General features: G+C 40.5%; 20 protein-coding genes. 9 read left to right on the forward strand and 11 right to left on the reverse strand.

What is annotated here, in order from left to right:
• Positions 1-938 (reverse strand): amidase (locus CALSC_RS18710; protein ID WP_143288300.1); only part of this gene is annotated, 938 nt, incomplete at its 3' end.
• 80 nt (positions 939-1018) lie between these two features.
• Entirely contained in the window at positions 1019-1240 is a 222-nt protein-coding gene (locus CALSC_RS18715) for a hypothetical protein (protein ID WP_235006851.1), read from the reverse strand.
• 117 nt (positions 1241-1357) lie between these two features.
• Here CALSC_RS18715 and CALSC_RS18720 point away from each other — a divergent pair, with 117 nt between their 5' ends.
• From CALSC_RS18720 to CALSC_RS18730, 3 genes are all read left to right on the forward strand, one after another.
• Positions 1358-1648, forward strand: coding sequence for a hypothetical protein (locus CALSC_RS18720; RefSeq protein ID WP_088242806.1), 291 nt, complete (start codon positions 1358-1360; stop codon positions 1646-1648).
• 357 nt (positions 1649-2005) lie between these two features.
• Entirely contained in the window at positions 2006-2896 is an 891-nt protein-coding gene (locus CALSC_RS18725; RefSeq protein ID WP_088242807.1) for an alpha/beta fold hydrolase, read from the forward strand.
• A gap of 141 nt (positions 2897-3037) precedes the next feature.
• On the forward strand, positions 3038-3265 hold the full coding sequence (locus tag CALSC_RS18730; protein ID WP_143288301.1) for a hypothetical protein: 228 nt from the start codon (positions 3038-3040) through the stop codon (positions 3263-3265).
• Between the two features lie 21 nt (positions 3266-3286).
• On the opposite strand, the gene CALSC_RS18735 is transcribed toward CALSC_RS18730, so the two are convergent.
• The 5 genes from CALSC_RS18735 to carA all read right to left on the reverse strand — a co-directional run bounded on the left by CALSC_RS18735 (position 3287) and on the right by carA (position 7350).
• A complete protein-coding gene (locus tag CALSC_RS18735) occupies positions 3287-3592 on the reverse strand; it encodes a DUF1816 domain-containing protein (RefSeq protein ID WP_088242809.1) in 306 nt (101 codons plus the stop codon).
• Between the two features lie 81 nt (positions 3593-3673).
• Complete coding sequence (gene rlmB / locus CALSC_RS18740) at positions 3674-4663, reverse strand: 23S rRNA (guanosine(2251)-2'-O)-methyltransferase RlmB (RefSeq protein WP_088242810.1); 990 nt, start codon at positions 4661-4663, stop codon at positions 3674-3676.
• 102 nt (positions 4664-4765) lie between these two features.
• On the reverse strand, positions 4766-5248 hold the full coding sequence (locus CALSC_RS18745; protein WP_088242811.1) for a Mini-ribonuclease 3: 483 nt from the start codon (positions 5246-5248) through the stop codon (positions 4766-4768).
• 342 nt (positions 5249-5590) lie between these two features.
• Positions 5591-5935 (reverse strand): STAS domain-containing protein, encoded by a 345-nt coding sequence (locus CALSC_RS18750; RefSeq protein ID WP_200817686.1) that lies wholly within the window; start codon positions 5933-5935, stop codon positions 5591-5593.
• A gap of 242 nt (positions 5936-6177) precedes the next feature.
• A complete protein-coding gene (gene carA, locus CALSC_RS18755; RefSeq protein ID WP_088242813.1) occupies positions 6178-7350 on the reverse strand; it encodes a glutamine-hydrolyzing carbamoyl-phosphate synthase small subunit in 1173 nt (390 codons plus the stop codon).
• Positions 7351-7635: 285 nt separating this feature from the next.
• On the opposite strand from carA, the gene CALSC_RS18760 reads away from it, so the two are divergent.
• Positions 7636-8727: a retropepsin-like aspartic protease family protein gene (locus CALSC_RS18760; RefSeq protein ID WP_088242814.1), complete on the forward strand. Its 1092-nt coding sequence runs from the start codon at positions 7636-7638 to the stop codon at positions 8725-8727.
• Here CALSC_RS18760 and trpD read toward each other — a convergent pair.
• Positions 8657-9730 (reverse strand): anthranilate phosphoribosyltransferase, encoded by a 1074-nt coding sequence (trpD, locus tag CALSC_RS18765; RefSeq protein WP_088242815.1) that lies wholly within the window; start codon positions 9728-9730, stop codon positions 8657-8659. The two genes, CALSC_RS18760 and trpD, sit on opposite strands and share 71 nt — an antisense overlap.
• Before the next feature lie 584 nt (positions 9731-10314).
• Here trpD and CALSC_RS18770 point away from each other — a divergent pair.
• The 3 genes from CALSC_RS18770 to CALSC_RS18780 all read left to right on the forward strand — a co-directional run bounded on the left by CALSC_RS18770 (position 10315) and on the right by CALSC_RS18780 (position 15762).
• On the forward strand, positions 10315-12987 hold the full coding sequence (locus tag CALSC_RS18770; protein ID WP_088242816.1) for a PAS domain-containing sensor histidine kinase: 2673 nt from the start codon (positions 10315-10317) through the stop codon (positions 12985-12987).
• Positions 12988-13157: 170 nt separating this feature from the next.
• A complete protein-coding gene (locus tag CALSC_RS18775) occupies positions 13158-13904 on the forward strand; it encodes an RNA methyltransferase (RefSeq protein WP_088242817.1) in 747 nt (248 codons plus the stop codon).
• 370 nt (positions 13905-14274) lie between these two features.
• Entirely contained in the window at positions 14275-15762 is a 1488-nt protein-coding gene (locus CALSC_RS18780; protein ID WP_088242818.1) for a serine hydrolase, read from the forward strand.
• Between the two features lie 321 nt (positions 15763-16083).
• On the opposite strand, the gene CALSC_RS18785 is transcribed toward CALSC_RS18780, so the two are convergent.
• The 3 genes from CALSC_RS18785 to dnaX form a co-directional block, all read right to left on the reverse strand.
• Complete coding sequence (locus CALSC_RS18785) at positions 16084-17856, reverse strand: ArnT family glycosyltransferase (RefSeq protein WP_088242819.1); 1773 nt, start codon at positions 17854-17856, stop codon at positions 16084-16086.
• A 161-nt stretch (positions 17857-18017) separates the two neighbouring features.
• Positions 18018-18584, reverse strand: a complete 567-nt coding sequence (locus CALSC_RS18790; protein WP_088242820.1) for a hypothetical protein — start codon at positions 18582-18584, stop codon at positions 18018-18020.
• 300 nt (positions 18585-18884) lie between these two features.
• Positions 18885-21479 carry a DNA polymerase III subunit gamma/tau gene (gene dnaX / locus CALSC_RS18795; RefSeq protein WP_088242821.1) on the reverse strand — a complete coding sequence of 865 codons (2595 nt, stop codon included), beginning with the start codon at positions 21477-21479 and terminating at the stop codon, positions 18885-18887.
• Positions 21480-21856: 377 nt separating this feature from the next.
• Here dnaX and CALSC_RS18800 point away from each other — a divergent pair, with 377 nt between their 5' ends.
• Positions 21857-22573 (forward strand): hypothetical protein, encoded by a 717-nt coding sequence (locus CALSC_RS18800; RefSeq protein ID WP_088242822.1) that lies wholly within the window; start codon positions 21857-21859, stop codon positions 22571-22573.
• Positions 22574-23112: 539 nt separating this feature from the next.
• A partial coding sequence (locus CALSC_RS18805; protein WP_339386758.1) for a tetratricopeptide repeat protein occupies positions 23113-25934 on the forward strand: 2822 nt, incomplete at its 3' end.

Consider the following 25934-nt stretch of genomic DNA (forward strand, 5'->3'; position numbering starts at 1 on the left):
CTTATATGGGATATATCAAAATTTTCAGGTAGCCAACGTTCGATTTGTGCCCCTGTTTGAGCCAATTTATGGGCAACTGTAGCCATTGCAGTTTTAGTCTCACGACTCACCGGAACCTCTAACCACTCATCAATCCAAGCAATTTTGAGATTTTGCCAAGATTTGCCAGAAGATATATCTAGGGGAATCGGTGGCACATCTGGACGACGAGGGTCAGCACCTGCAATTAAGGAGAAACACATTCGAATATCTTCAAGAGAACGGGCAAAACACCCCACAGTCATCATCTGTCGCAAACATATTGGCATTCCTGGTACTTCTGGAATCGTTCCTGCTGTAGAAATACGTCGGTCTGTTGGTTTTAAACCATACACTCCACAGAAATGAGCCGGCTGACGCACCGAACCGGCAAAATCGTTACCCAAATCCAAGGCTGAAAATCCGGCAGCAACCGCAGCAGCGCTACCTCCGGAACTACCTCCAGGGGTATATTCCAGATTCCAAGGATTATTCACTCTGGGAAAGAGGGAATTTGTACTTTGGTAATTACCTGCAAGCTCTGCCATATTACTTTTTCCGATAATCACGGCTCCCGCAGCTCGCAGTCTGGCAACAGCAGTGGCATCCTGTGGAGGAAAATAATCTTTCAGAGGAATATAACCCGCAGTAGTACGTAGATTCTTTGTTTCAAAAATATCTTTAATTGTTATGGGAACTCCATGTAAAACCCCCCAATTTTCCCCCTGAACTAAAGCTTCATCTGCAAGCTTGGCTGTTGTACGGGCATTATCTTCGTCCAGGGTACAAATTGCATTCAGATGGGAATTGTGTTTGGCGATTTGAGCCAGGTAAGCATCGAGAACTTCCACAGATGAAACTTCCCTTTTTCTAATCATTTGTGCTAGTTGATGGGCTGAAGCAAAAGTCAGGTTAGTCATAAGCAACAAACCAACAATTTTTGATTAAGAATATGTTTTTGATAAAATGCGATCACCCAGCAGTTCCAAGGAGCATAATTTTACTCTTGTGCTTGGGCAACCTTTTCAACTGCTGCTAAATCGATACCTAATTGCTCCGCAATTTCTTCAGGTTTCATTCCTACCTTTAACAATAGAGGTACTGCTGCTAGTTTACCTTGCTCTAAACCTTGCTGAAGAGCTTCTTGAAGACTTTCCTCCAAACATTCTGCTTTTGCTTCTTGATAAACCCGTGTTTGTTTGAGTTCATTCAATCCAAACATAGCTTCTATGTCCTCCTTGCTTAAGTCGGGAAATTTATAAACAAAGACTGAGGTTAAGGAATTGTAATCGATTGATTTTTATCATAGGGTGATTAAAAGAACTATCACATCACAATTATGAAAATTATTGCCCTAATACTGCTCTTATTTCAATTCTTTTTCTCCGCACTACCTGCTCAGGCTGCCAGATGTCAAAATTTTGACGGTCATCAAGTTTGTATCATTAGTCTCAAACGTAGTCCTAAAAGATACTGGAATTATCGAGCTATTATCAGTATTGATGGCAAGAAAAAGCCACTAGAAATTTACAACTGTCGCAGCAATTTTAAGATCCAAAAGGATGGCAAAATAGTATCATTTACGGAAAATAGTCCTGGAAAGTTTATCTGTAAAAATTTTAAAGGTTAGTTGTCAGTAACCCTTGCTTTTTAGTTACTCTTTCTGTACAGATAAATATGACAGAAGAATAAAAGGATACAATTCATTGAATTTAGACATGGGTTCAATCCAAAATCAAAAATTGTTATGGCTCCTAGTATCTTCAGTAGGAAGAAACCATTAACATATTAAAAAACCCCTTATTAAAATTGACTCAATGACCAAAAAATAGGCTGGATACAAGCCCCCGGAGTCGCTCATAGGGGAAACCCCTTTTCTGCACGCTGCTCTGTTGGATTTATCCGTGGAGAGTCAAAAATTTTTGCTGAGCTTCAAGCCCCTCGATTTATCGATGGGGTAACCGATAACTGATAACTGATAACTGAAATGACTGTAACTTCCCAACAGCTAACAACAGACAACTTTGAAAAACTCTTTTGGAATTGGCAGGGTTACAATATCCAGTACACCGTCATGGGAACAGGAAAACCCTTAGTCCTGATTCATGGCTTTGGTGCATCTATTGGACACTGGCGGAAAAATATTCCCGTACTAGCCAATGCCGGTTATCAAGTTTTTGCCCTTGATTTGTTGGGTTTTGGCGCTTCTGAAAAAGCACCCATTGATTACACAATGGAAGTATGGGTAGAATTACTGAGGGATTTTTGGCAAGTACATATCCAAGAACCTGCCATATTTATTGGTAACTCCATCGGTGCATTATTAAGCTTGATGGTATTAGCAGAACATCCAGAAATTTCTACAGGTGGGGTCTTAATCAACTCCGCAGGTGGTTTAAGTCATCGTCCCCACGAATTAAAATTACCACTGCGTCTAGTAATGACAGCCTTTAATAAGCTGGTGAGTCATCCCATAACAGGTAAATTCCTTTTCAACAATATTCGTCGTAAGTCCCAAATTCGCCGCACTCTTTATCAAGTTTACTGCGATCGCAATGCTGTGACAAATGAGTTGGTAGATTTACTTTATACACCAGCTTGTGATCCAGGAGCACAGCAAGTTTTCGCTTCCATTCTCACTGCTCCAGCGGGCCCTTCTCCTGATGAATTATTGCCAAATGTACAACATCCATTGCTAGTTCTTTGGGGCGCTAATGACCCGTGGACACCTATAGCTGGTGCCAAAATATACGAACAAGCCCAAGAAGATGGGAAAAATATCCAAGTAGTTCCCATTGCTAATGCAGGTCATTGTCCCCATGATGAAGTCCCTCATCTGGTAAATTCGCAAATTGTTAATTGGCTGAATAACTTCTAATAAGAAACAACCAGGTTATGTTTGATTTATAACCTCGCGCGTGAATGTATTTACTACCCCAGGATTCATATCACACCCCCTGATGAGTAAGGTGTGAGATGAATTCTGGTTCCATTTAATACCATTCAAACTAATACCAATTTGAACAATAATGACAACACATTGATTGTCCAAAAGCTTACCCAGTCAATATTTCACAATCCAAAATCCAAAGCCCAAGATGGTATAACGATGGTAGCCTTTGAATACAAATTATCAGCAGCTCCTACAGTCAATCCCATCGGATTATCCAGCCTACCTTACCAGATTACGAATCAGCTTGAAAATTTTCTGCCATTCGCTCAGTCCGGTACAAGTAACCCCCTGTAAAAGCTCAAAACTGCAATTTGCTTAAGAAATTTGACCGCTAAAGACAGGCTTTACTTTATGGTCAATCAATTCCCCCAAGTCTTCGGAAATTGTCAAATGTTCTGGTTTACATTTTTTAACGTTTACCGTAATTCCTTGGGCACCTTCCATTTCTAAATCTTCCACATAACCTTTGCTAGCAGTTTCAGCCTCATCATTATTGAGAAAAGGACCAAAGTAGTAAGTGCAGCGAGGATTTTGGGTAGCAACTTCTACCCACCAAGCCAAGCCGAAGTTTTGAAAAGTACTGGTCAATGATTCCTTAAGGTTATTCCAAAGCATACTCATTGTTTTGGCGATTTACTAACTTGAAAATGGTCTATTAACAGGTTTGCTAATACTTTTTCCTTTACATTTCTTTATACTCTGTCAACCAGGTTTTTTCCAGGGGTTTGTTTGTAATTTATCTAAATGGAGGGTATTTACCCAACGTTGTCTATACATTTCATATAATGCCATACCTGTGGCAACAGAAGCATTGAGGCTGGGAGTTTTTCCTAGCAAGGGGATAGAAACCAATACATCACAGGAGCGTTGTGTTAAGATACTCAAACCTTCTCCTTCAGAACCGACTACTAAAACCACAGGGCCACTAAAATTGACGGTATGAATTGGTTCGCTGGCAGTTGCCGCAGTACCATAGATCCAGAAACCTTTGGCCTTCAATTCTTCTAAAGCCCTTTGCAAGTTTACCACCCGAGCAACGGGAAAGTTTTCCAAAGCACCAGCAGCGACTTTAATGACTGTGGATGTAACCCCAGATGCTCTTCTTTGGGGAATTACCAACCCTTGAGCGCCAATTGCTTCTGCTGTGCGAATAATTGCTCCCAAATTGTGGGGATCGGTAATTCCTTCCGCCACTATAATTACCGGTTCTGGGACAGATTGTGATTTTTCAATTAATTCATGTAAATCAATATAGCTATAGGGAGCAATTTGTGCAGCTATTCCTTGGTGGTTTGCATGTCCAGTAATTTGATCTAAACGCCTGGATTCTACTTCATCAATGACAGTACCATTTTCCTTAGCTTTGATCACTAGGGAGTGGAAACGGGGATCATATCTGAGTTTAGATGTAATCCAGATGCGATTGAGAGCTCTTTGATTTTCTAAAGCAGTCAGTACTGGGTGGCGACCATAAATCAGATCACTATTGGAGGTGTCTGGTTGTGATGGAGATGTATGTCCAAAATGGCGGTGCTGTTTCACACCACGAGCTACTTGATGCTCATGATCATGGGACAAAGATTTAGACTGGCGAATCTTACTACTAACTATCCGCTTTCCTTTGAGCTTTAACGGTTTATTAGAGGACTTAGTACGATTGGGAGTGATAATTTTTTTAGTTTTATTTGCCATGAAAGTTTGTGGATAAATTTAATAATTGGTCATCCAAAAAATAGCTAAGTTAAGCAAATGAACTCCACATAATAGTTCTAGATGTATATTTTTATGGATTTTTCACGATGCTTTTAGCTTAAGCTTTTGTAATAGTTCGGTTAAACGTTGATAGTCAGTTAGGTACAAATAACCAATTAAAGTTTCCAGGCTAGTTGCTTGTTGGTAGATACCTACTTTAACTCTTTTAGGGCGACCATTGGCTGCATTGCGACCCCTGCGGACAATTTCTAATTCATTCGCATTCAGATGAGGAGTAAGTGATTGCATGATTTCAGCTTGGGTTTCCGCTCTTACCTGTGCCACTACTAAGCGATGGTAATTTTCTGCTCTTTGAGGTGGCAGTAAGTAAAACATTCTCACATACAGCTCATAAACTGCATCTCCTAAATAAGCTAAGGCTGAGGGAGAAATTTGTTGTATTTGAGCCAGGGAAATGGATTGAGTCAATTTCTGGGTGATGGCGCTGGGTATTTGGCAATGGGATGAATCAAATGTGGATTGTTCATCTGCTGGCTTTAATTGCTTTTCCCCCTTTGATTTCACAAATCCATCATTCCTTGTTAACTATAAATGGGCAGTGAGATAGACTAATTTTTATTATGTTATAAAAACGACTGCCTAAGTTTAAATATTTTTAGTTTTTACTTTAAACTCTTAAATATACTCATTCATTTCATAACATCATACTAGACACATTGCGATACAGCTAGGTGGATGAATTTTCCACTTAGGGTTTTCCCAATCCAGAAATTCTAACTGTTAGGAGTTTCATAAATATCTATTCCCAACTCTCTATTCCTAATTCCTCATTTCTTATCTAAATTAAAGTTAAGCTATCCAGATTGTGAAGATCGGATAGCTATTTGAATTTTACTGGTCAAGCTATCAAGATGACTTGATATTTTCCACAGCCACATCAACTGATGGTTGTAGGGCAAGAAACTTCTCTAAGCGAACAAGCTTGACCGTTTGAGTAACACGAGGATTGGTAATAATTTGCAAGGTTCCGCCAGCAGTTTGAGCTTTCTTGGCTAGCTGTACTAAAGCTCCTAAACCAGAACTGTCAACAAAGTCAATTTTTGAAAGATCCAGAATCATATTCTTTGGACCTTCGTCAATCTTGCTGCCCAGAACCTTACTAAATGCTTGCTCTGAGAAGGCATCTAATAAACCTGTGAGGCGGAATATCTGGTAGTTATCCCGGACATCACGAGTACCTCTCAGGCTCACGGTTAGAGTTAGTGGCTCAGGAATAATTCCCTCCTCATGGTTAAGATGGACGTTCTAGTATAGATGGTTTTTCTCCAAATTGTCTACAACCTTTTGTGAAAAGGCTGTGACAAAATTATGGAATTAACATATTGACCTTTGGGGGTCAATTTTTGGAAATAGGTAAGGAACTAAGGAGAGAAATCTCTTCTGTGTTACTAATGCCTGATCCCATTTCCCTGTTTAACACATTCTGACTATTTTCATGTTGACTGCGAACTGGTAGTGGCTGTTTGGCGATGGGATTCCATTGATTCTACAAACTTGGCAAATAAATAATCTGCATCGTGGGGACCAGGGCTGGCTTCGGGGTGATACTGGACGGAAAAAATAGGTAAAGATTTATGACGGAATCCAGCCACGGTGCGATCATTGAGGTTTAGATGGCTAATTTCTACCGTATTGGGTAAAGAATTGGGGTTAATGGCAAAGCTATGGTTTTGACTTGTAATCTCTACCTGCTGTTGTTGTAAACCTGCTGGTTGATTTAATCCCCGGTGTCCAAATTTAAGTTTAAAGGTGTCTGCTCCCAAAGCACGACCCAACATCTGATGTCCCATACAAATACCAAATATGGGCTTGTCTGCTGATAACAGGGTTTTAACTGCATCAAGACCTTCAGTCACTGCGGCTGGATCTCCTGGTCCGTTGGATAGGAAAATACCGTCTGGATTGTATTTGAGAATTTCCTCAACAGTGGTGCTGGCAGGAACAACTATTACACGACAGCCATAGGCTGCTAAACGGCGGAGGATATTTCGTTTGACTCCAAAGTCAATAGCTACTACAGTGAAGGGCTGTTGGACATTTTCCTTGAGATCTGGGTTAAATTCCCAAGCTGGGCTAGTAGGTTCAGACCATTCATAAATTGTGGGGGTGGTGACTTCCTGGACGAGATTTAACCCTTCCATATTCGGAACTGCTCGCACTTGTTCCAGCAATTCGGCTTCATCCAATATTTCTGTGGAAATACCACCGTTCATCGCTCCAAACATGCGAATTTTACGGGTGAGAGCTCGGGTATCAATGCCAAAGATTCCTGGGATCTGATATTGTTGGAGATAATCGGGTAAAGATTGGGTCGAACGCCAATTACTTGGTCGATGACAAATATTACGAGCGATCGCTCCCTTAATTTGAGGACCTTTAGCTTCTTCGTCTTCTGGGTTCACACCTGTATTACCCAACTCAGGATAAGTAAAAATCACTATTTGACCACAGTAACTAGGGTCTGTTAGTACTTCTTGGTATCCAGTAATACCAGTGTTAAACACTACTTCCCCAATCGTGGTGACCGTGGCACCAAAAGACCAACCGCGATAAGCGGTTCCATCTGCTAGGACAAGCAGGGCTGGGATTGCATCAGACAGGGGCATAAGAATTAATAATGGTACAGATTAAAGGCCGGAGAATGGGAAATAAAAGTTGAAAATCTGAAGACTATTTACCACTGGCTAGGGTAAAATACTTCATAATTTCATCCTTAAGATTCCTATATTTTTCGTCCCCAATCAAGTTGATATTTCCAAGGAATATGATTTTATTATTTCTGAGTTTGTACCATAATTAATAAAAAATTGAGAATTTACCAGCCTACATCTGAAAAAAACGTTTCTACCGCTAGATTTATGCCTCCCATACGGGGAAAATCATAGGTAATTATGCATCCATCTTTGTTATCCCGTACAGCAATAATTTTGCTTTCAACTACACTCTCGGTTGTGGGTTGTGCTTGTAGTATCAAAGAAAAACAGATGATTGCCACTAGCAGTGATAGGCAACCCATACCCATATCCAATGATGGGAGTGGAAAACAATCCTCTGTTCAATCTCAGCAAACCGCAGCACCTGTAAAGACAAAACCCAGTCCTGAGAAAAATATCTCCTTTCAGCCAAGTGCTTTTGAACTTGCTTTAGATAAAGCAACTGGAGCTTTGAATATTACTCAATCAGCACAGTCAATTGATGATTGGAAATTGGTTGCTAGTCAATATCAAGATGCGATCGCACTGATGAGAAAGGTGACAAAGGATAGTCCATATTTTGACAGTGCCCAAACCAAAATTAAACAATATCAGCACCAGATAAAATATGCCCACAGAAAAATTAAACCTCCTACTCGTAGTTCCCCACCTGTAGCCAAAAATGTGCCCGAAAGAGCTGCGGTTGTTATTCCTCCCCAAACCAGCCAACCCAAGCCACAAAAACTAAGTTCCCCTCAAACTCAAGCTAGCTCAATTCCCATTCCTGTACCATCTCCCAATGAAAAATTTCCCGCCCCAGAGATATTGCAAAAGCCCCAGAAGGTATTTACAGCTCCCATCACACGCCGCATAGGAGGTACACCCATTATTCAAGTTACCTTTAATGGCGATCGCCAGTTTGAGATGATTTTGGATACTGGAGCTAGTGGGACTGTAATTACTCAAAAAATGGCCAAGGCTTTAGCAGTTATACCAGTGGGAAAGGCAAAGGCAAATACAGCCAGTGCCAAGGGTGTGGAATTTGCCATTGGTTATGTTAATTCCATTGAAATTGGTGGGGCAAAAGTTAATCGAGTTGCGGTAGCAATCGCCGGCTCGGAATTGGAAACAGGACTACTCGGACACGATTTTTTTGGTAATTACGATATCACCATCAAGCGCAATATTGTAGAGTTTCGTCCCCATACAGAATCAATCATTAATTCTGGAGAAAATGGACTAGCTGTTCCAGTTTTTCCCAAGCCGAGCCACTACGTAGAATCTCCTTAGCCAATTTAATCCCTTGGAGGTGTGACATCAAGGGTACTGCTTCTCCCACTTGTAGGGCTAAAGATGCGTTTAATGCCACCACATCCTGTTGAGCCTGAGTCCCTCCACCTTGAAGAACTGCTTTGAGGATTGCTCCATTTTCCTCCACATCTCCACCCTGTAATGCTGTTGTGGGAGCAGAAGTTAAACCGAATTCTGTAGGATTTATAGTAGTTAACTTGACCTCACCATCAGCTAAAACTGCTAAATCCGTAACATCTGCCAAACCCGCCTCATCCAGCTTTTCTCTTCCATGCAACACAATTGCTTTCTGTTTGCCTAAGTTTTGCAAAGCCTGGGCAATGGTTGGAAGTAATTGGGGATCGAATACCCCAATAATCTGTCCCGTGGGGTTAAGGGGATTTACTAAGGGACCAAGTAAATTAAATACAGTTCTGATCTTGAGATTTTTCCGTAATGGGGCTACAGCCTTCATGGCAGGATGCCATCCTGGAGCGAATAAAAAAGTGATCCCTACTTCGGAGAGAGCAGCTTGCACCTTTTCGCTACTTGCTCCTAAATTAATTCCTAAAGCTTCTAAAACATCGGCGCTACCCACGCGACTAGATGCCGAACGATTGCCATGTTTAGCAACGGGGATGCCATAGGCAGCTGCTACAAATGCCACAGCAGTGGAAATATTAAAAGTGGATGCCCCATCTCCTCCCGTGCCACAAGTATCAATCACAGGGCTTGGTAACACTAGGGGATGAGCTAGAGATTGGGATTGCAGTACATTTGCCATCCCGGCTAATTCCGACGATGAAACTCCTTTGAGTTGTAATGCAATTAAGATTGCCCCTGATAGTTCTGGGGAAATGGCATCCTTGAGCCATCCTTGCATCAACCTCCCAGCTTCATCACTGGAGAGTGATTCCTCTAGCAACAATTTTTGCAATAATTCTTGTTGCCATGCTAGAGGCACAAGTTCAGTACTAGGGCTAGTTATGGATTCTTTAATCATTACTCATGCAAACAAAGTTATCTTTTCAGTAATTTTACTGTTAAATAGGACTTAAGTACTCTTTATGATTACTCATGTGTCAAGGATTACTTCTTTGGATAAAAATGACTGTAATTACGTTTTTGCCACATCAGTCCTATTAAATGTAGAGTTTTTTATTTATCTATTTGAAATATGATCAATGGGAAGTTTATGGTTATCAAGATTGTTTGCTCATTGGTTAATATCGTTCAGTAATTTTACTCTTGTCTCCTCTGTAAAAAACAAATTATCACAGAAGTAATTAACAATAACACTAGCAATTATTGTTTTATATTAATTAATATTTAAGATAATTGTTTTGATAAAAATATATAGATTCTATTGTCTATATGTAGAGTAGGTTCTCAGAGCTAGAAAATTTAATTTTCAAAAATTATCTATAGTTTTGCCATAATTATATATTGGCATATCCTATTCATTACCATTGGTGAGACTATTGGTAGATATGAATAGTATTATGTAGTTGATTTAAATACAAATAATAGTCATTAATAATCATTCTAAATACATAAGTATAAAAATTATAATATCAAACACTGATTATGATAATAGATACAGCCCCTATAATGATATGGATGGCTGGATGCGACCATTTTTGTCATTACTTCAATCAACTTTGGTTACAATTTACTGGTCAAGATATAGCACAAGCACAAGGCAATGGTTGGCTATTGGGAGTACATCCAGAAGACAGAGATTACTGCCAAAAAGCATATATTTCTGCTAGGTATAGCCAAGAAAAATTTCAACGGCAATATAGATTGCTGAGTACTGATGGAGAGTATCACTGGATATTAGATACTGCTGCACCTAGATGTAATCAGGATGGAAACTTTGCAGGTTATATAGGCTACTGTGTTGATATTACCGAAATTACAAGTGAGAATAAACAATTAAAAACAGAAATTGCTTCTCTTCAGGAAGTAAGGAAAAAATCACCACATCAACAACTAATAAAAGGCAAAAATTTATCAGAACAGCATTGGCAAATGCTATTTGCCAATGATAAGAATAAAACAGATACTCGTTTATCTCGACCAGTATGGTTAGAATCTTGGCAAGCAGATAGAATACAACAACCATTAATGAAATTTGGTCAAGAATGTGAGGAAAAAATCTGCAATTACCAGGAAGAGACTCAATGCTCTCCAGTGGAACCGCTCCAAAAGCGAACGGGATTATTTCTCCAGGAAGTACAAAGTAAAATACCTATCAAAAATGAGCAAAATCAAACTATTGCCTCAGTAATTGAAAATATCGCTGACTTTATTGCCTTGGCTTCCTTACAAGGAGATTTATTGTTGCTAAACCCTGTAGGACGCAAGCTATTAGGTTTAGCAAATGAGGAGCAAATAGAAACCAAGAAATTATCTGATTTACTCTCTCCAGAAAATGTAGAACTATTCCATAAAGAAATTTTACCAGTTGCGATCGCTAATGGTCATTGGCAAGGTGAATTATATTTGCAAGATTTTGCCACAGGTAACGAGATTCCCGTAGCATATCATTTGTTTGTGATCCCTAACTCCGCAACTAATGAACCAATTAATTTGGCTGTGATTGCTCGGGATCTGACAGAAAAAAGAAACATAGAAGAAAGCTTAAATCAAGTTGATGCTCAGTATCGTCGTTTAATCAAAAGTTCGGCGGAACGGACTAAAGCTATCCTCAATATTTTGACGGCAAAAGCGACAGCAGAACTACAACGTCAACATACAGAAGAAGCTTTACGCAAATCGGAAACACAATTTAGAGAAGCGGCTTCTAAAGAAGCTTTACTCAATTGTTTAGCTGGTCAAATTCGCGCTTCTTTAGATATCAATGAGATTTTAGAAACTGCTGTCCAAGAAATTCGCCATTTATTGAAAATAGATCGCTGCTATTTCGTTTGGTATCGGCAAAATGGTGCTATATCCCACTGGGAAATTGTCAATGAAGCCAAAAATCCTGAGTTAAACAGTTTACTAGGATTCGTCAGCAGTAATCAGCAAATTGAATCAATCTCCCAAAAGATATTAAATCGAGATATGATCCGCATTGACGATGTTCAAACCATGTCGGATCAATTAGAGCGAGAATTATTCCTTTCCCTGGAATTCAAAGCTTTCTTATCCCTACCCATACATACTCAATCTGGGGAGATTGGAGCCTTTGGTTGTATTCACTCTACTAGCTCTAGACATTGGCAAGATAGTGAAGTTTCATTACTGCTAGCAGCAGCAGACCAAGTAGCTATTGCCATACATCAAGCAGAAATTTACAAACAAAGCCAGATTGCGGCTAAACTAGCCCAAGAAAAAGCAAAAATCTTAGAAGAAACTCTCAAAGAACTGCAAGCCGCTCAAACTCAGTTGATTCAAAGTGAAAAAATGTGTAGTTTGGGGCAACTTGTGGCTGGTATTGCCCATGAGATCAATAATCCCATCAATTTTATTCATGGAAATATTAACCATGCCAGTCAAGTAACTCAAGATTTACTGGGTTTAGTACAAATATATCAACAATATTATCCTGACCCAGTACCAGACATTGAAGCAGAAATTGAAGCGGTAGATCTGGAATTTATTGGCGATGATTTGCCCAAATTGCTTACTTCTATGAAAATAGGTACGGACCGTATTCGCGAAATTGTCCTCTCTTTACGCAATTTCTCCCGCCTTGATCAAGCTGAGATGAAGGCTGTTAAAATCCATGAAGGAATTGATAGTACTTTATTACTATTGCAAAATCGCCTCAAAGTTCAACCCGAACGGATGGAGATTCAAGTGATTCGAGAATATGGGGATCTACCGTTGGTGCAATGTTATGCAGGACAACTGAATCAGGTATTTATGAATCTACTAGCAAATGCCATTGATTCCCTAGAAGAGTTTATGGAAAATAGGGAGCAGTCGAGTAATCTTTCATTATTAATGGCAGACAAGTTACAAGACTTTATACCGCAAATCAGGATTATGACTGAAGTAAAAGACCAGCTAGTCTGGATTCGCATATCTGATAACGGTTTAGGAATGACCCCAGAAATACAACAACGTCTATTTGACCCGTTTTATACCACTAAGCCAGTAGGCAAAGGTACTGGTATGGGTTTATCAATCAGTTACAAAATTGTTGTGGAAAAACATGGTGGTCAATTGCAATGCATATCTGAACCCGGAAAAGGGGCAGAGTTTGTTGTTGCTATTCCTTTACAACAAAAAAATAAAGTTAAGTAACTAAAAAATTGCCTTATATACTTTACGGAATTGCTGGGTGAATGAGCTATTAAGTAGGTCGACTTGACAAAATGAATTTATGTAAAAACATGTAAAATTACATAAAAGCTGAAAAATAAGTTTAATGATAGTATCAAGGATTTTTCTGGATGTCTACATAAGGGTGGGCAATGTTATTAGAGGGAATTAGGATTATCTTGGTTGAGCCAGCAGGTTCGCGGAATGTGGGATCTATTGCTAGGGTGATGAAAAATTTTGGTTTACATCATCTAGTATTGGTTAATCCTCAATGCGATCGCTCAGATGTAGAAGCGAAACATATGGCTGTTCATGCCCAAGATGTGCTGGAATCAGCAGTGGTAGCGCCAAGCTTACCAGATGCGTTACAGGGATGTAAACGAGCGATCGCCACCACCGCTCGCCCCCGAGATTGGGATATTCCCCTAGAACATCCTCGGGTAGCACTTCCTTGGCTACTAGAGATAGAAGCACAACCAGCAGCAGTAATTTTTGGTAGGGAAGATAGCGGTTTAACCAATGAAGAATTAAATTATGCCCAGCGATTTATTCGTATTCCCAGTAATCCAGAATATTCATCTTTGAATTTAGCAGCAGCTGTGGGTATCTGTTGTTATCAGCTCAGAGAAAGTCTAGAATCATTTTCTGGAGAAAGTAATAGTTTCCAGGCATCTGCCAAAACAGACTTAGCTCCTTTAGAAGTTGTCGAAACCTATTATCAACAGTTAGAGTCCCTACTACTAAAAATTGGTTATTTATACCCCCATACAGCCCCCAGTCGCATGGCAAAATTTCGACAAATCTATCATCGTACTCAGCTGCAAAATCGAGAAGCATCAATGCTACTAGGGGTACTGCGTCAGATGGAATGGGCACTCTCTCATAAGGAAAAGGAGTGAAGGAATGAAGGATTGACTCAGAGCCTTTATCTAAGCAATCAAATTATAAAGGTAGAAGAGTCAAACGCGGATTATTCCTTTGTCTAGAGGGAATATTAATTAATGCTGATTGCAATGGAAGTGGAAATATCATCAGAAAAGTAGTCCCTAATGATTTTGTTGAGGGGATACAGGGGTTTGTAGTTCCCCCAGTGAGGATTACTCCTCACAAATAAGTTTTATGGTCGATGTTATATTTGACTATAAAATTTACAACTATTGACACCAATGAAATCTACCGATACATTTTCAGTACTAGGTGCCTTAAAAAAGTACTTATTGGTTCAGGATTCCGTAGACATAGCAGTTGAGCGGGTGACAAGGAGCAAAGGTGTCAGATTCTAGTTACAAATTAACAGCTTCCTCTCGGCGTAAATCCCCTAACCGTCGTCTAATTCGCCGTTCTGTGGAACACATCGGCAGTCATGGAGCAAATCAGTCCAGAAATAGAAACACACACCAGGAGGCGGTTGGCAAAACATTGAAGCCGAAAAAAGTTCGCCCTCTCTCTGGTGGTAATAGTAATGCCAGAAAAAAGGGGAAAGCTTTAGTACCAGTAACAAAATCATCTACACCTACAGCAATAAGAAGAATTCCTCCTTTAAAACCTGGAACTGGTAAGCTGACAACTGTCAGGGTTAAAAAGCAAAAATTACCTAGGAAAGTCCGAGCATCTCGTAAAACCCGCTTAAAGCCGATGGCAAGAACCATTCTGTATGCCTTGCGATTATTAATCGTGGGAGTGGGTATTGGTGCAATTATGGGCACTGTATTATCTGTATTAGACCCCGCTCATCGCATCACTACAACAGGGGTGTCATCCAATAATAATCAAGTAGAGCAAATACCATCACAACCTACTACTAACCCTCTTCACGGTGCTGGTGGTTTGTTCCTCTCCCAAGAACTACCTACTTTAAAGTCTACAGTCACAAATTTGGTCACTAAAAATACTAATCTCACCCCAGGGATATTTTTAGTTGATTTAGATAATGGTACTTATGTGGATATTAATGCTGCGGCTTCTTTCCCTGCTGCTAGCACGATTAAAACCCCTATTTTAGTTGCCTTTTTCCAGGATGTTGATGCCGGTAAAATTCGTCTGGATGAAATGCTAATCATGGAACAGGGGATGATTGCAGGGGGTTCTGGTAATATGAAATCTAAACAGCCAGGAACTCAGTTTACTGCCTTGGAAGTTGCCACCAAAATGATGACTATCAGTGATAATACGGCAACTAATATGTTAATTGAACGCATGGGTGGTATGGAAATACTGAATCAGCGTTTTCGCAGTTGGGGTTTAAGAACTACAGCCATTCGCAACCCATTACCTGATGTGGAAGGTACGAATACTACCAGTCCCAAAGAATTAGCTACTTTGATGGCAATGGTGAGTAAAGGTAATTTGGTGAGTATGCGATCGCGCGATCGTATACTTGATATTATGCGGCGTAATACTAGAAATCATCTACTGCCAGTTGGTTTAGGGAAAGGAGCTATCATTGCCCACAAAACTGGAAACATTGGCTCTATGTTGGCAGATGCAGGATTAGTGGATTTACCTACAGGTAAACGCTATTTAGCAGCAGTAATGGTACAGCGTCCTCGTAACGATCCCAGCGCCGCAGCCCTAATTCAATCAATTTCCCGTGCGGCTTACCAACAATTTAATCAACTCAATCCTGTGCCTAATGTTTATCCGTCACCAAAGATAGTTCCTGGTGTTCCTGTTTATCCATCATCGACAGTTCCGAGGATTCCCAATGGTTATATTGCACCAGGTATGAATACCCAGTATTATAATCCTCAGAGTTGATTGAAAGAAGTCGGGGACAAAGGGTTTTAGCCTTATTGACTTTTCTTCACATAGTTTGGCCTTATTGTGCCGACTTACTTAATACCAATTCAAATAATGTTTGCAACATATAAATTCTTCGTAAGGGCACGGCACCAGTAAGATACTTTTATATACTGAAAGATTGTAGATGCCGTGCCCCTACCCATCTGTCCCATTCTTTTTTCAACATGCTATAGGTATCCAAAAAATAACTCCCCACACCTTTTTTCGCTCCCTCTCTGCTCCCTGCTCCCTGCTCCCCTGCCTTAACCCAATGGCTTGTATCCTTTTATTCTTCGGTCAATCCAACGGCAACCGCACTAACTGATAAGCACCTTGTTTTTCTAAAATTTGATAATCACTGGGCTGTAAACCCATTTTGGGAAACTTTTTAGGTTGAGCAATCAGTAATAAAGATGGGGATTTTGCAACTTGTAATTTTTGCTTTTGGATATATTCTCCACCTGCTTGGTTGCTTTTAAAATAAATCACGGGACGTTGAGTATAAAATACCACTGTTGGTTTTTTAAAGCCCACCATGACAATTTCCTCATCCGGTTTTTGTGTTTGCACTATTGTTTGAGAAATTTGCCGCAAAGGTAACTGACGTTGACTATCCATCAAAAATAATGCTGGGGTGAGGACGAATAATAAAAAGGCAGTAAATGTGAGTAAATTTACGCTAATAAGTGGTAGCCAAAATCGGCGTAAAATCGTTACTGCTAATAACAATGAACAAACTAACCAAATTACACCACCCACCACTGTTAACCCAGACTGTTCCAGAACTAAGCGGAAATCCGGAGCTGCGGGATCTTTACCGATAATTTGGGTCACGTAAAATAGGAGAATTGCGATCGCAGTTACTAAGGATACGTTTACCCATGCACTAACTCGAAAGAAGAGACTAGGGGAAGTGGATTCTGAGAGAAAATCCCCCCACAATAAAGCTACAAGTATGGCAGCAGCAGGCATTAGAGGCAATACATAACTGGGAAGTTTGGTGACAGCAATGGTAAAAAAACCAAAAACCACAAGAAACCAGATACAGGTAAATAACCCTAATTGCTGAGAACGTTCTTTGTTAAGCCAATACTGACGCTGCCAAAATTTCTGTTTCGCGATCGCCACTGGTAAGTAAACTGAATAAGGAGCGAAACCTAACAAGACTACCAGAAAATAAAAATACCAAGGAGCAGAGTGACCATTAACAACATCTGTAAACCTTTCAAAGTTATGGTATCCAAAAAAGGAGTCAATATAGGTTTGACCATGTTGTAAAAAAACTAATATATACCAGGGTATAGATAAAACCAGGATAATTGCTAATCCCACAAATAGATGCATTTCCCGGACTACTTGCCAAAATTTGCCTATATATATTAGAAATGCGGCAACAACTAAACCAGGGAGAACAAAACCGATGGGACCCTTAGTCAAAACTCCCGCCGCAACGCACAGATAACAAGCTGTATACCATCGGGAAGGGAAAATATTTGCAGATTGATGGGGACTGCTATAACCGAGGAAAAAGCAGAATAAGCTACAAGTAATACAACCTGTAAGTAACATATCAGATACGCCGGTTCGACCCCAGACAATCATTTGTGGAGATAATGCCATCATTGCTGTGGCTAAAGCCGCAATTATCCAGGGTAGTTGGGGACGGTAAACGTTTTTTAATCGATTGGCTATGGTCAAATGCCAGTGTATTGTATAAAAAGCTAAACCGATTAACCCCATAGCTGCGATCGCAGATGGTAAACGTACCGCCCATTCATTTACACCTATAATTGCATAAGCGATCGCTTGACACCAATAGACTAAAGCAGGTTTATCAAAGCGGGTTTCGCCATTGAAAAATGGTGTAATCCAATCCCCTGTAACCAGCATTTGACGAGAAGCCTCTGCAAAAAGAGGTTCGGTTTCATCAATTAAGCCAATAGTACCCAAATGCCAAAAAAAGCCGATCCCACAAATCACAAATATCCACAAAACTGACAGAGTAACCCCTAAACCGGGACGCTTATCTAGATTGTGCAACCACTTCTCACAAGTACGGGCAAAAGTCATAAGAATTTTGGATTTTGGATTTTGGATTGTCACCCCATATCTAAATTCAGGGGATTGAAACAATGAATTAATGACTCCTATTGGAGGAATCGGTTCCTACATAAATATAGCGAGCGATCGCTGCAAAGATTAGCATAAAGCAAAATTCACCCGATCACCCCCTACTGTTGTAAAATCAACTGCCATTCTTGCTGTTGATCATTCCATAATGGTTCAGGAGTTTTTCCTACCACATAAGGGCCCCAATAACGACGAGAACCATCTTCTGCAAATCCTACTAATATATCTCCTTTTGTTAAAGTTAAATTTTCTTGTGGTAAAGACAAAATCAGACCTTTACCACTTCCTTCTCGGGGAGCAAAGTCCCAATGAGCAGGAATGTTATATTTTTTATCCTTAGCTGCATTTTTATCCCCAGAACGACGCATGAGTAAAGCGATACGTATGGGTCTGTCAGTTCTATTACTAACACGTAATTTTCCTGAGGTTAGTGATTTTTGATTAGATTCAGTGATTTGTGCAACTACTGTATTCTTTGTGGGAGTTGAATTTGGTTGTTGAATTTGAGATTTAGGATTATTTGTAACTGGAGAAGCTGACGGAGATACTTCTGAATTTGTAGTATCCGGTTCTACAGATATACTTAACTGATAGCATCCCACAGTCAGTAGAAGCAGCCCTAAAGAAGATACTGCGATCGCAATGTGACGATATATCGACAATTCCATATTAATGTGAATAAAAATTAAAAAATCTGCCCTCACCTGAGAGGAAGTTAGTATCGCAAGGCAGAAGTTATACCAATTCTCCAAAATAAAGCTACACATGGACAACAGGGAGCAGGTGGAGAATTATCTGTAGCCAGGATTTAGATAAATTGTATTAGTCAGTCAAAAAGCTTATGGAGTAGGCTGTTTAACTATTTTAAATGGTTGCTTTATTTACACCTGTACTAGCTAGGTATTACCTTTACATATCTATGATGACGAAATTTATCAACTTTGGTCGGGATCATCCCAAACTTTTAATTAGTCGTCATCTTCTATTATTTCTTCTACTAAATCTGATGTAGTGATATTGTCAGTATATTCACTGATGCTATCAGCCAAATTTACTACCTCGCCGTCAAAAAATTGTGCCAAGCGTTTAGCTGCGGCCATGACTTCATCTTGATCCCAGTTACGGTTTTCTGTGGGTAATGAGACCTGAGTTTGGATCGGTGGAGGAGCGGATATTGGAACTACAGCATTAATCTTTTTTGTAACTAAGCCATTGCTAATGGTTGAAGTATTAACTGGTTGATGCATTTCTACAGCCGGCTCTTCTATGGCTGTAGGTTCTGGCGTTTGAGGAATGGTTACTGGTTCTGGTTGAGGAACTGTGACTGAGCTATTTTGAGGTATTTTTCCGTTCTCAGAAGTAGACTCTGTCTGGGTATGATGAGCAGCAACGAAGCTAACTTTTAATATCTGTGGATAAATTTTGGCAAATACTTGTTCCACATCAGCCAATTTTCCTTGAGCAAGTTTTACCAGCTTTGGTGATACTCCAACAACTGCCACATCTTTGTTAATACTTAATAAATGTCCGTGTTGTTTGAGTAAGGCTTGAGCAGGTATTGGTAAATGTTCCAATATTTGATTCCAAATTTCCTCTAAGGATTTTTGGGGAGTTGGAGCTGTTTGAGCTGTAGGAACTGTTTGAGCTGTAGGAACTGTTTGAGCTGTAGGAGCTGGTTGGGGAGTTGGAGCTGTTTGGGGAGTGGGATTTGTTTGGGGAGTGGGAACCGTTTGAGTTGTAGGAGCTATTTTGTTTGCTGCTGGTTGATTAATTCTGGTGGGAGCAACTTGAGTTTGAGTTGGTGGTGTAGTTTGTGCAGCAGGTAACAATCCTAATAAAGTGACTTCTAGCCATAAACGAGGCTGAGTAGTGTTTTTGATTTGGACTTCGGCTGTACGTAGATGTTGCTGTCCCACCAAAATTGTACTGGTATCTAATTTTTGGGCAAAATTAACTAGGAATTGCCATGTTTCTTGGGTACAAGCAACTAAATCTTGACGAGTGGGTGCTGCTTGAGCGATCAGTAAATCGCGGTAAAAAGCAGCGAGATTTTGCAGAATAATTAGGGGTTCTCGTCCCCGGTCTAAAATTTGTCTAGTGGTATCTAATAATGCTTCTGAGTTATTATTAGCGATCGCATCTAATAAAGCAATCAAGTCCCGTTCTCCCACGGAACCAACTAAATCCCAAACCCGTTCTGGAGTGACTTCCCCAGATAATAAACTCAACTGGTCCAAAAGACTTTCTGCATCCCGCAATCCTCCTTGGGCAGTTTGAGCGACTAAAGTTATAGCTTCAGTGGAAATATTAATACTTTCTTTGGCAGCAATTTCACTTAAATGTCCCACCATATCTTGAAGAGCAATGCGGCGAAAGTCAAATCGCTGACAGCGAGAAATAATAGTTGGTAGGACTCTTTGGGGATCTGTTGTGGCTAGGACAAAGACAACATGTTGGGGCGGTTCTTCTAGGGTTTTGAGGAGGGCATTAAATGCTGCGGTACTGAGCATATGGCAATTATGGACTAAAAGCCCATTTGCCACAAAGTTGTGATTGTCTTCAACTTCAATATCATAAACTGTTTCCACCCCAGCGAGGTTGACAGATTCTACCGTTTCCAAACTTGTATTCCATTGGGGAGATAGAATATTCTTGGAAGTCAGATAAGAATTTTCTACTAGTATTTGACCCCATCCATATGTAGTAATATGTTTTGCCAGTGTTTCTTCTTCTGTAGAATTTTGTTCTTGCTGGATAACCAGTTGTTGTGAGCCAATTGGCAATAATTTGATTGTCTTGGGTAGAAAATCCTTCTGTATGAAATTAGTGTCCAGCAACAAACCTTCGACAGCGTCCATCTGTGCCAAATTTGTAAATATAGGTTCCGCATCCACATTCACAGGGGATAGTATCTTCATTCCTTCTTTTACGTTTTTTGCAGCTATCCATCCCTGAGCTGTCCTAATTAAATGATTACCCGTACATTGAAGTTTACGGTTCTTTGTCTTAACTATTAAGGTTTGTTTTGTTCCCCGATCTAAGTGACGAATAACCTTCTTGTATTCCCAGTTTCCTGTGGTGTTGTTAAAACTCAGAACTTTTTTCCCTTTTATTTTAGGATTGTCAATCCTAACTAAGCCTTCACTGGTTAAAACCAAAGAATCTCCAGTTAAGCACTCATCAATCACATAAACCTTGTAGCGGCACTGTACAGGGGCAAACTGTGCCCTTTCTATCACCTCACGAATATTATCAACCCCAGTATTGCTAGCAGCATCAATTTCAATCACATCTAGGGTAGAGCTTTTAGTAATGCCCAAACATACATCACATTTACCACAAGGATCGGGGGTAGGGCGATCGCTACTCAAACAATTGAGAGATTTAGCAAGAATGCGGGCGCTAGAAGTCTTCCCCGTGCCTCTAGGGCCAGTAAACAAATAAGCAGGGGCAATTTTGCCCATACAAATAGCATTGGTAAGGGTAGTAGCAATCGCCTCTTGTCCTACTAATTCAGCAAAACTCTGGGGACGATACTTGTGGTGTAGGGGTTCGTAAGACATGGCTGGGAAATGTCAATGCCCTGACAAAATCGAACTGTAGCATAAACCAACAGAAAAGGATGCAATTATTTTATCAATGAAGGCAGGGAGCAGGGGGCAGGGGGCAGGGGACAGGGAGCAGAGAGCAGGGAGCAGGGAGTAGGGAGCAGGGAGCAGGGAGTAGGGAGTAGGGAGCAGGGAGCAGGGGGAAAGAAATATTCTACTTAGATAATTGGTGGTGCAAATTATTTTTCATTGGGACTGCCTTGTTCAATCTTCGTGAATCTTGTCTGTTTACATTTTTATTTATTACAGCAATGTGATGACATGAGCCTCTTGTCACCAGACATCGCTAAAATCTTTAGGATAACGTCAGAAATACTCATGGGTACGGCAAGATGTTCAAGCGGCTCATTCAATGGATTAAAAACTTTTTCCAACGCTTGTTTGGTAAACGACAAAAATCATCCCAGATAGAAGGTAATATCCAATCACAACCCCCTCCACCTCTCAATGATACAGATTTAGAGTTTCTATTCACTGAATTATTGGAGGGAGTAAATCAAGCAAGGGGACAAGCTTGGGCACTCAAGTGGCTGCATAATCTCGAACATCGAGTTCCCGAGGAACGTTGGTTACAGTGGCTAGAGGGCTTTGGCGAGCGGTTAATGGCATCTTCTACCCCTAACAATGAATTAGCTTCCCGGATGGTGGAACTAGGTGATTTGGATGTTGGGGATGTGGGAGACTATGCCCACGATATTGGCATGGATTTATTAACTCGTAACCAAAAAGAGCCTATTTTCGAGTATGAAGGACCAGATGCAACACCACCCAACATAAATAATTTTGAATTAGGTGAGGAGAGTGTGTTTACAACAGATATGTCTTCCCCTTCTGTGATTCCTATTGGGGAAGGCGAAGACGATAACCTCCCGGAGGAAGAATATCAAACTGTTTCTTTAGAGGAATTGTTTACAATGTTGCAACAGGATCGGAATTTATGCCAGCAAATTGCCCAACAACTCGGTGTAAAAACAGAAGAGCCAGAAATGATTATTCAAGCACTGATTAATCAATTTAATGAAGAAAATCAATCTCCAACAGATGAATAAGGGAAATGCAAAAAATAAAGTAGAGAATTTCCTTACTCAACACGACTTCTTTAGGGAACACCAAAAATAAATTACCCAATTTCTGGACTTGAACTACTTGCTTTACTTGCTTTACTTCCATGCTCCTATGCTCTCTGCTAAACTGCATTCCCCACTATTGTTCTTTTTTGATAGGGAATTCCTTTATTCCCTACTCTCCTCCATTAAAATTCCTAATATAACGAACTATTATCTTCAACATTCTTTGATGAGATCAAGATGGCAACAGACTTTGTAATCTCTAATATATATAGGAATATTAGTGAATTAAGCAAAAATATAGCTCAGTATAACTGTTGTCAAATTGTCACCAGACTGATTAAATCAAAGGTTTAGTAACTATCAAATATGAAAACGATCCCACTAGTTATTTAACTAGTTTGACGGTATCTTTTATACACAGCGTTTTGCTGTCAGGTTGGTGGTTTGCACCATCACCATTAAGTAGCTCCCTAAAGGGGCATAACAACAATCTAGGAAAATATCCCAAAGTGCGGCAGATGCTCAAGCAGCTATTGCAGTGGCTTCAACGTTTTTTTAAGTGGTTATCTGGGGGCAAATGGATTTCTTCACGCCGGTTTGTGGAGAGAAAACAACTTGCACCTCCTCTGCCAGAACTTACTAATTCCGATTTGGAATTTTTATTCACTCAGCTACTAGAAGGTGTATATCAAGCGAGAGGACAAGACTGGGCGTTGAAATATTTACAACGCATGGAAAACAGGATTGACAACCAACGCTGGTTGGAATGGCTGAGTAGTTTTGGCGATCGCTTGTTGGCTTCTCCCTCCCCTAATAGTGAGTTGGCTTCCCGCTTGGTACAGTTGGGTGAGCTTGATATAGGCAATATTAGCGAACTTGCCTATGAGATTGGGATTCAGCTGATGACGCGGAACTTGGGAGAAGATGAGACTGAGTCGGAGATGGCTGAGTCGAAGATGACTGAAGATTTGCCACAACAAGTTTGGGAGTACCAAGTACCTGATTATTTCGCTCAGTATGAAACCGATGAAAATAATCAACAAGAACAAGTTTGGGAATATGGAGCTACTGGTGACGATGAAGAGGAAGTGGTTAATGATTCCCAGTTCCTAGAACCTCTGCAATCATGGTCATATGAAGCTGAAACCACAGAGAATTCATCTGTACTCCCAGAATTACCAGCACCTTTATCAGCACAAGTTGGGGAAGATCATGCTCCTGTCACCGAGGAGCCAGTCTTTACGGATTCCCAGTTCACAGCAATTCCCCAACCCTGGTTATATCAAGGTAACACCACAGAAAATTCATTCGCACCCCCAATAGAAGAAGTTTGGGACTATCAAACACCTGATACAGAGGAGCCAGTCTCTACAGATTCCCAGTTCACAGCAATTCCTCAACCCTGGTTATATCAAGGTGAAATTACAGAAAATCCATTTGTACCTCCAATAGAAGAAGTTTGGGAATATCAAACACCTGATGATACTCAACTCCCTAACCTTACATCTGAATTAGTAGAAGAGCAGGAGAAACAAGATATAGAAATCTCTCCCACCACACCTCTGAACTCTAATAACCAAAATCACAGTATTCAAGTTAGACAAACCCCAGGAGAAGAAGCAACATTAGCACAGAGTCAAAATCAAAATTGGACTGAGTTACAGGCTCCCGTCGCAGATACCTTAGATGAATTATTAGTGCGGTTGCAGCAGAGTGCTAGCTTGGTACAACAACTGTCTTCTGGTTTGCATCATCAAACCTCAGAATCGTCCCAATTACAAGAACAGCAAACCTCTCAAGATGCAGCCAAGCAAGCTCAAAATTGGTTTTTCCAGGGACTTCAGCAAGCAAGGAACGGTAATTTAACTGCTGCATTATCATTCTATGAACGGGCGATCGCTCTCCAACCCCAAGCCTATGAGTATTGGTTTAATACTGGTTTAGCTCTATTTCACCTTGGTAATTATGAGTCAGCTCTGACATCTTATCAACGAGCGATCGCGATTAAACCAGATTTATACAAGGGTTGGTATAACCAAGGTATCACCTTAGGGGCTTTGGAAAGATTAGAAGAGGCAGTTACTGCTTTTGACCAAGCAATCGCAATTAAGCCAGATTCCCAGGAAGCTTGGGCAGACAGAGGTTGGGTATTGCGGAAGCTAAAACAATACCAGCCTGCGATCGCTAGTTACGATAAGTCTCTGCAAATCCAACCCCAAAACCCAGAAAGTTTGTATCATCAAGGTCTAGTACTAGCTGCTGCGGGGCAAATTCAAGCAGCCATCAAAAATTACGGCAAAGTATTACAACTCCAACCCACCTATGAAGATGCTTGGTATAAATTAGGTGAGGCTTTGGTCAAACTAGAACGCTCTGAAGATGCCATCGCTTACTACGAACGAGCAATGGAACTCAACCCTGACCATTACCAAGCTTGGTCTGGTCGCTCCCTGGCTTTGTATAATTTAGGAAGCTACAATGATGCCCTAGTTAGTTGTGAAACAGCCTTAGAAATTAACCCCAAATATGATTCAGGTTGGTATCAAAGAGGAATAATTCTATCTGGTTTGGGCAGACAGGAAGAAGCGATCGCCTCCTATAATCAAGCCATTGAAATTACACCCCAATCCGAACTAACCTGGTTACAACGAGGCATATCTTTATATCAATTAGGACAATGGGAATCAGCAATTACTAGCTTTGATAGAGCCATTGCCATTGCCCCTCAAAACTATGAAGCTTGGTATTTTAAAGGTACAGCCCTGGATAAATTAGCACAATGGCAAGAAGCGATCGCCGCTTACGAACAAGCCAGCCAAATTCAACCAGACTTCCATGATGTGTGGATTGATAAAGGAGTGGCTCTAATTCAATTGGGAGAATTAGAAGCAGCCATCGCCGCTTGGGATAAAGCCCTAGAATTAAAACCCGATTTCTATTTAGCTTGGTATAACCGGGGCGTAGCTTTAGATAACTTACAACGGTATACAGAGGCAGTATCTTCCTATGACCAGGCGGTGTATGTCCAACCTGACTTTGATTTAGCATGGTATAATCGCGGGCTGGCATTGTTTTATTTAGAACAATTTGAAGAGGCGATCGCTTCCTATGACCGGGCATTAGAAATCAAATCAGATTACTGGGAAGCTTGGATGAGCAGGGCAATTGCGGCGGAAAAATCCTCCTATTGTGACCCCCATCTCAGTTTTGAAAGTGCGATCGCTGATAGTAATCCGGCACTGAACCAGAGGGGATACTATGGTAAACTAGCAACCTATGAAGAAGGGTTAAAGTATATCTATGACGACACCCACCCAGAAGCTTGGGGAAGATTACACTA

Source organism: Calothrix rhizosoleniae SC01 (assembly GCF_900185595.1).
In the GTDB taxonomy this organism is placed as follows: domain Bacteria; phylum Cyanobacteriota; class Cyanobacteriia; order Cyanobacteriales; family Nostocaceae; genus Calothrix_A; species Calothrix_A rhizosoleniae.

Excerpts from the sequence above, each read along its gene's own strand:
- CALSC_RS18715 (WP_235006851.1), bottom strand. The coding sequence starts at position 1,240 with ATGTTTGGATTGAATGAACTCAAACAAACACGGGTTTATCAAGAAGCA.
- CALSC_RS18720 (WP_088242806.1), top strand. The coding sequence starts at position 1,358 with ATGAAAATTATTGCCCTAATACTGCTCTTATTTCAATTCTTTTTCTCC.
- CALSC_RS18725 (WP_088242807.1), top strand. The coding sequence starts at position 2,006 with ATGACTGTAACTTCCCAACAGCTAACAACAGACAACTTTGAAAAACTC.
- CALSC_RS18735 (WP_088242809.1), bottom strand. The coding sequence starts at position 3,592 with ATGAGTATGCTTTGGAATAACCTTAAGGAATCATTGACCAGTACTTTT.
- rlmB (WP_088242810.1), bottom strand. The coding sequence starts at position 4,663 with ATGGCAAATAAAACTAAAAAAATTATCACTCCCAATCGTACTAAGTCC.
- carA (WP_088242813.1), bottom strand. The coding sequence starts at position 7,350 with ATGCCCCTGTCTGATGCAATCCCAGCCCTGCTTGTCCTAGCAGATGGA.
- CALSC_RS18760 (WP_088242814.1), top strand. The coding sequence starts at position 7,636 with ATGCATCCATCTTTGTTATCCCGTACAGCAATAATTTTGCTTTCAACT.
- trpD (WP_088242815.1), bottom strand. The coding sequence starts at position 9,730 with ATGATTAAAGAATCCATAACTAGCCCTAGTACTGAACTTGTGCCTCTA.
- CALSC_RS18770 (WP_088242816.1), top strand. The coding sequence starts at position 10,315 with ATGATAATAGATACAGCCCCTATAATGATATGGATGGCTGGATGCGAC.
- CALSC_RS18775 (WP_088242817.1), top strand. The coding sequence starts at position 13,158 with ATGTTATTAGAGGGAATTAGGATTATCTTGGTTGAGCCAGCAGGTTCG.
- CALSC_RS18785 (WP_088242819.1), bottom strand. The coding sequence starts at position 17,856 with ATGACTTTTGCCCGTACTTGTGAGAAGTGGTTGCACAATCTAGATAAG.
- CALSC_RS18790 (WP_088242820.1), bottom strand. The coding sequence starts at position 18,584 with ATGGAATTGTCGATATATCGTCACATTGCGATCGCAGTATCTTCTTTA.
- dnaX (WP_088242821.1), bottom strand. The coding sequence starts at position 21,479 with ATGTCTTACGAACCCCTACACCACAAGTATCGTCCCCAGAGTTTTGCT.
- CALSC_RS18800 (WP_088242822.1), top strand. The coding sequence starts at position 21,857 with ATGTTCAAGCGGCTCATTCAATGGATTAAAAACTTTTTCCAACGCTTG.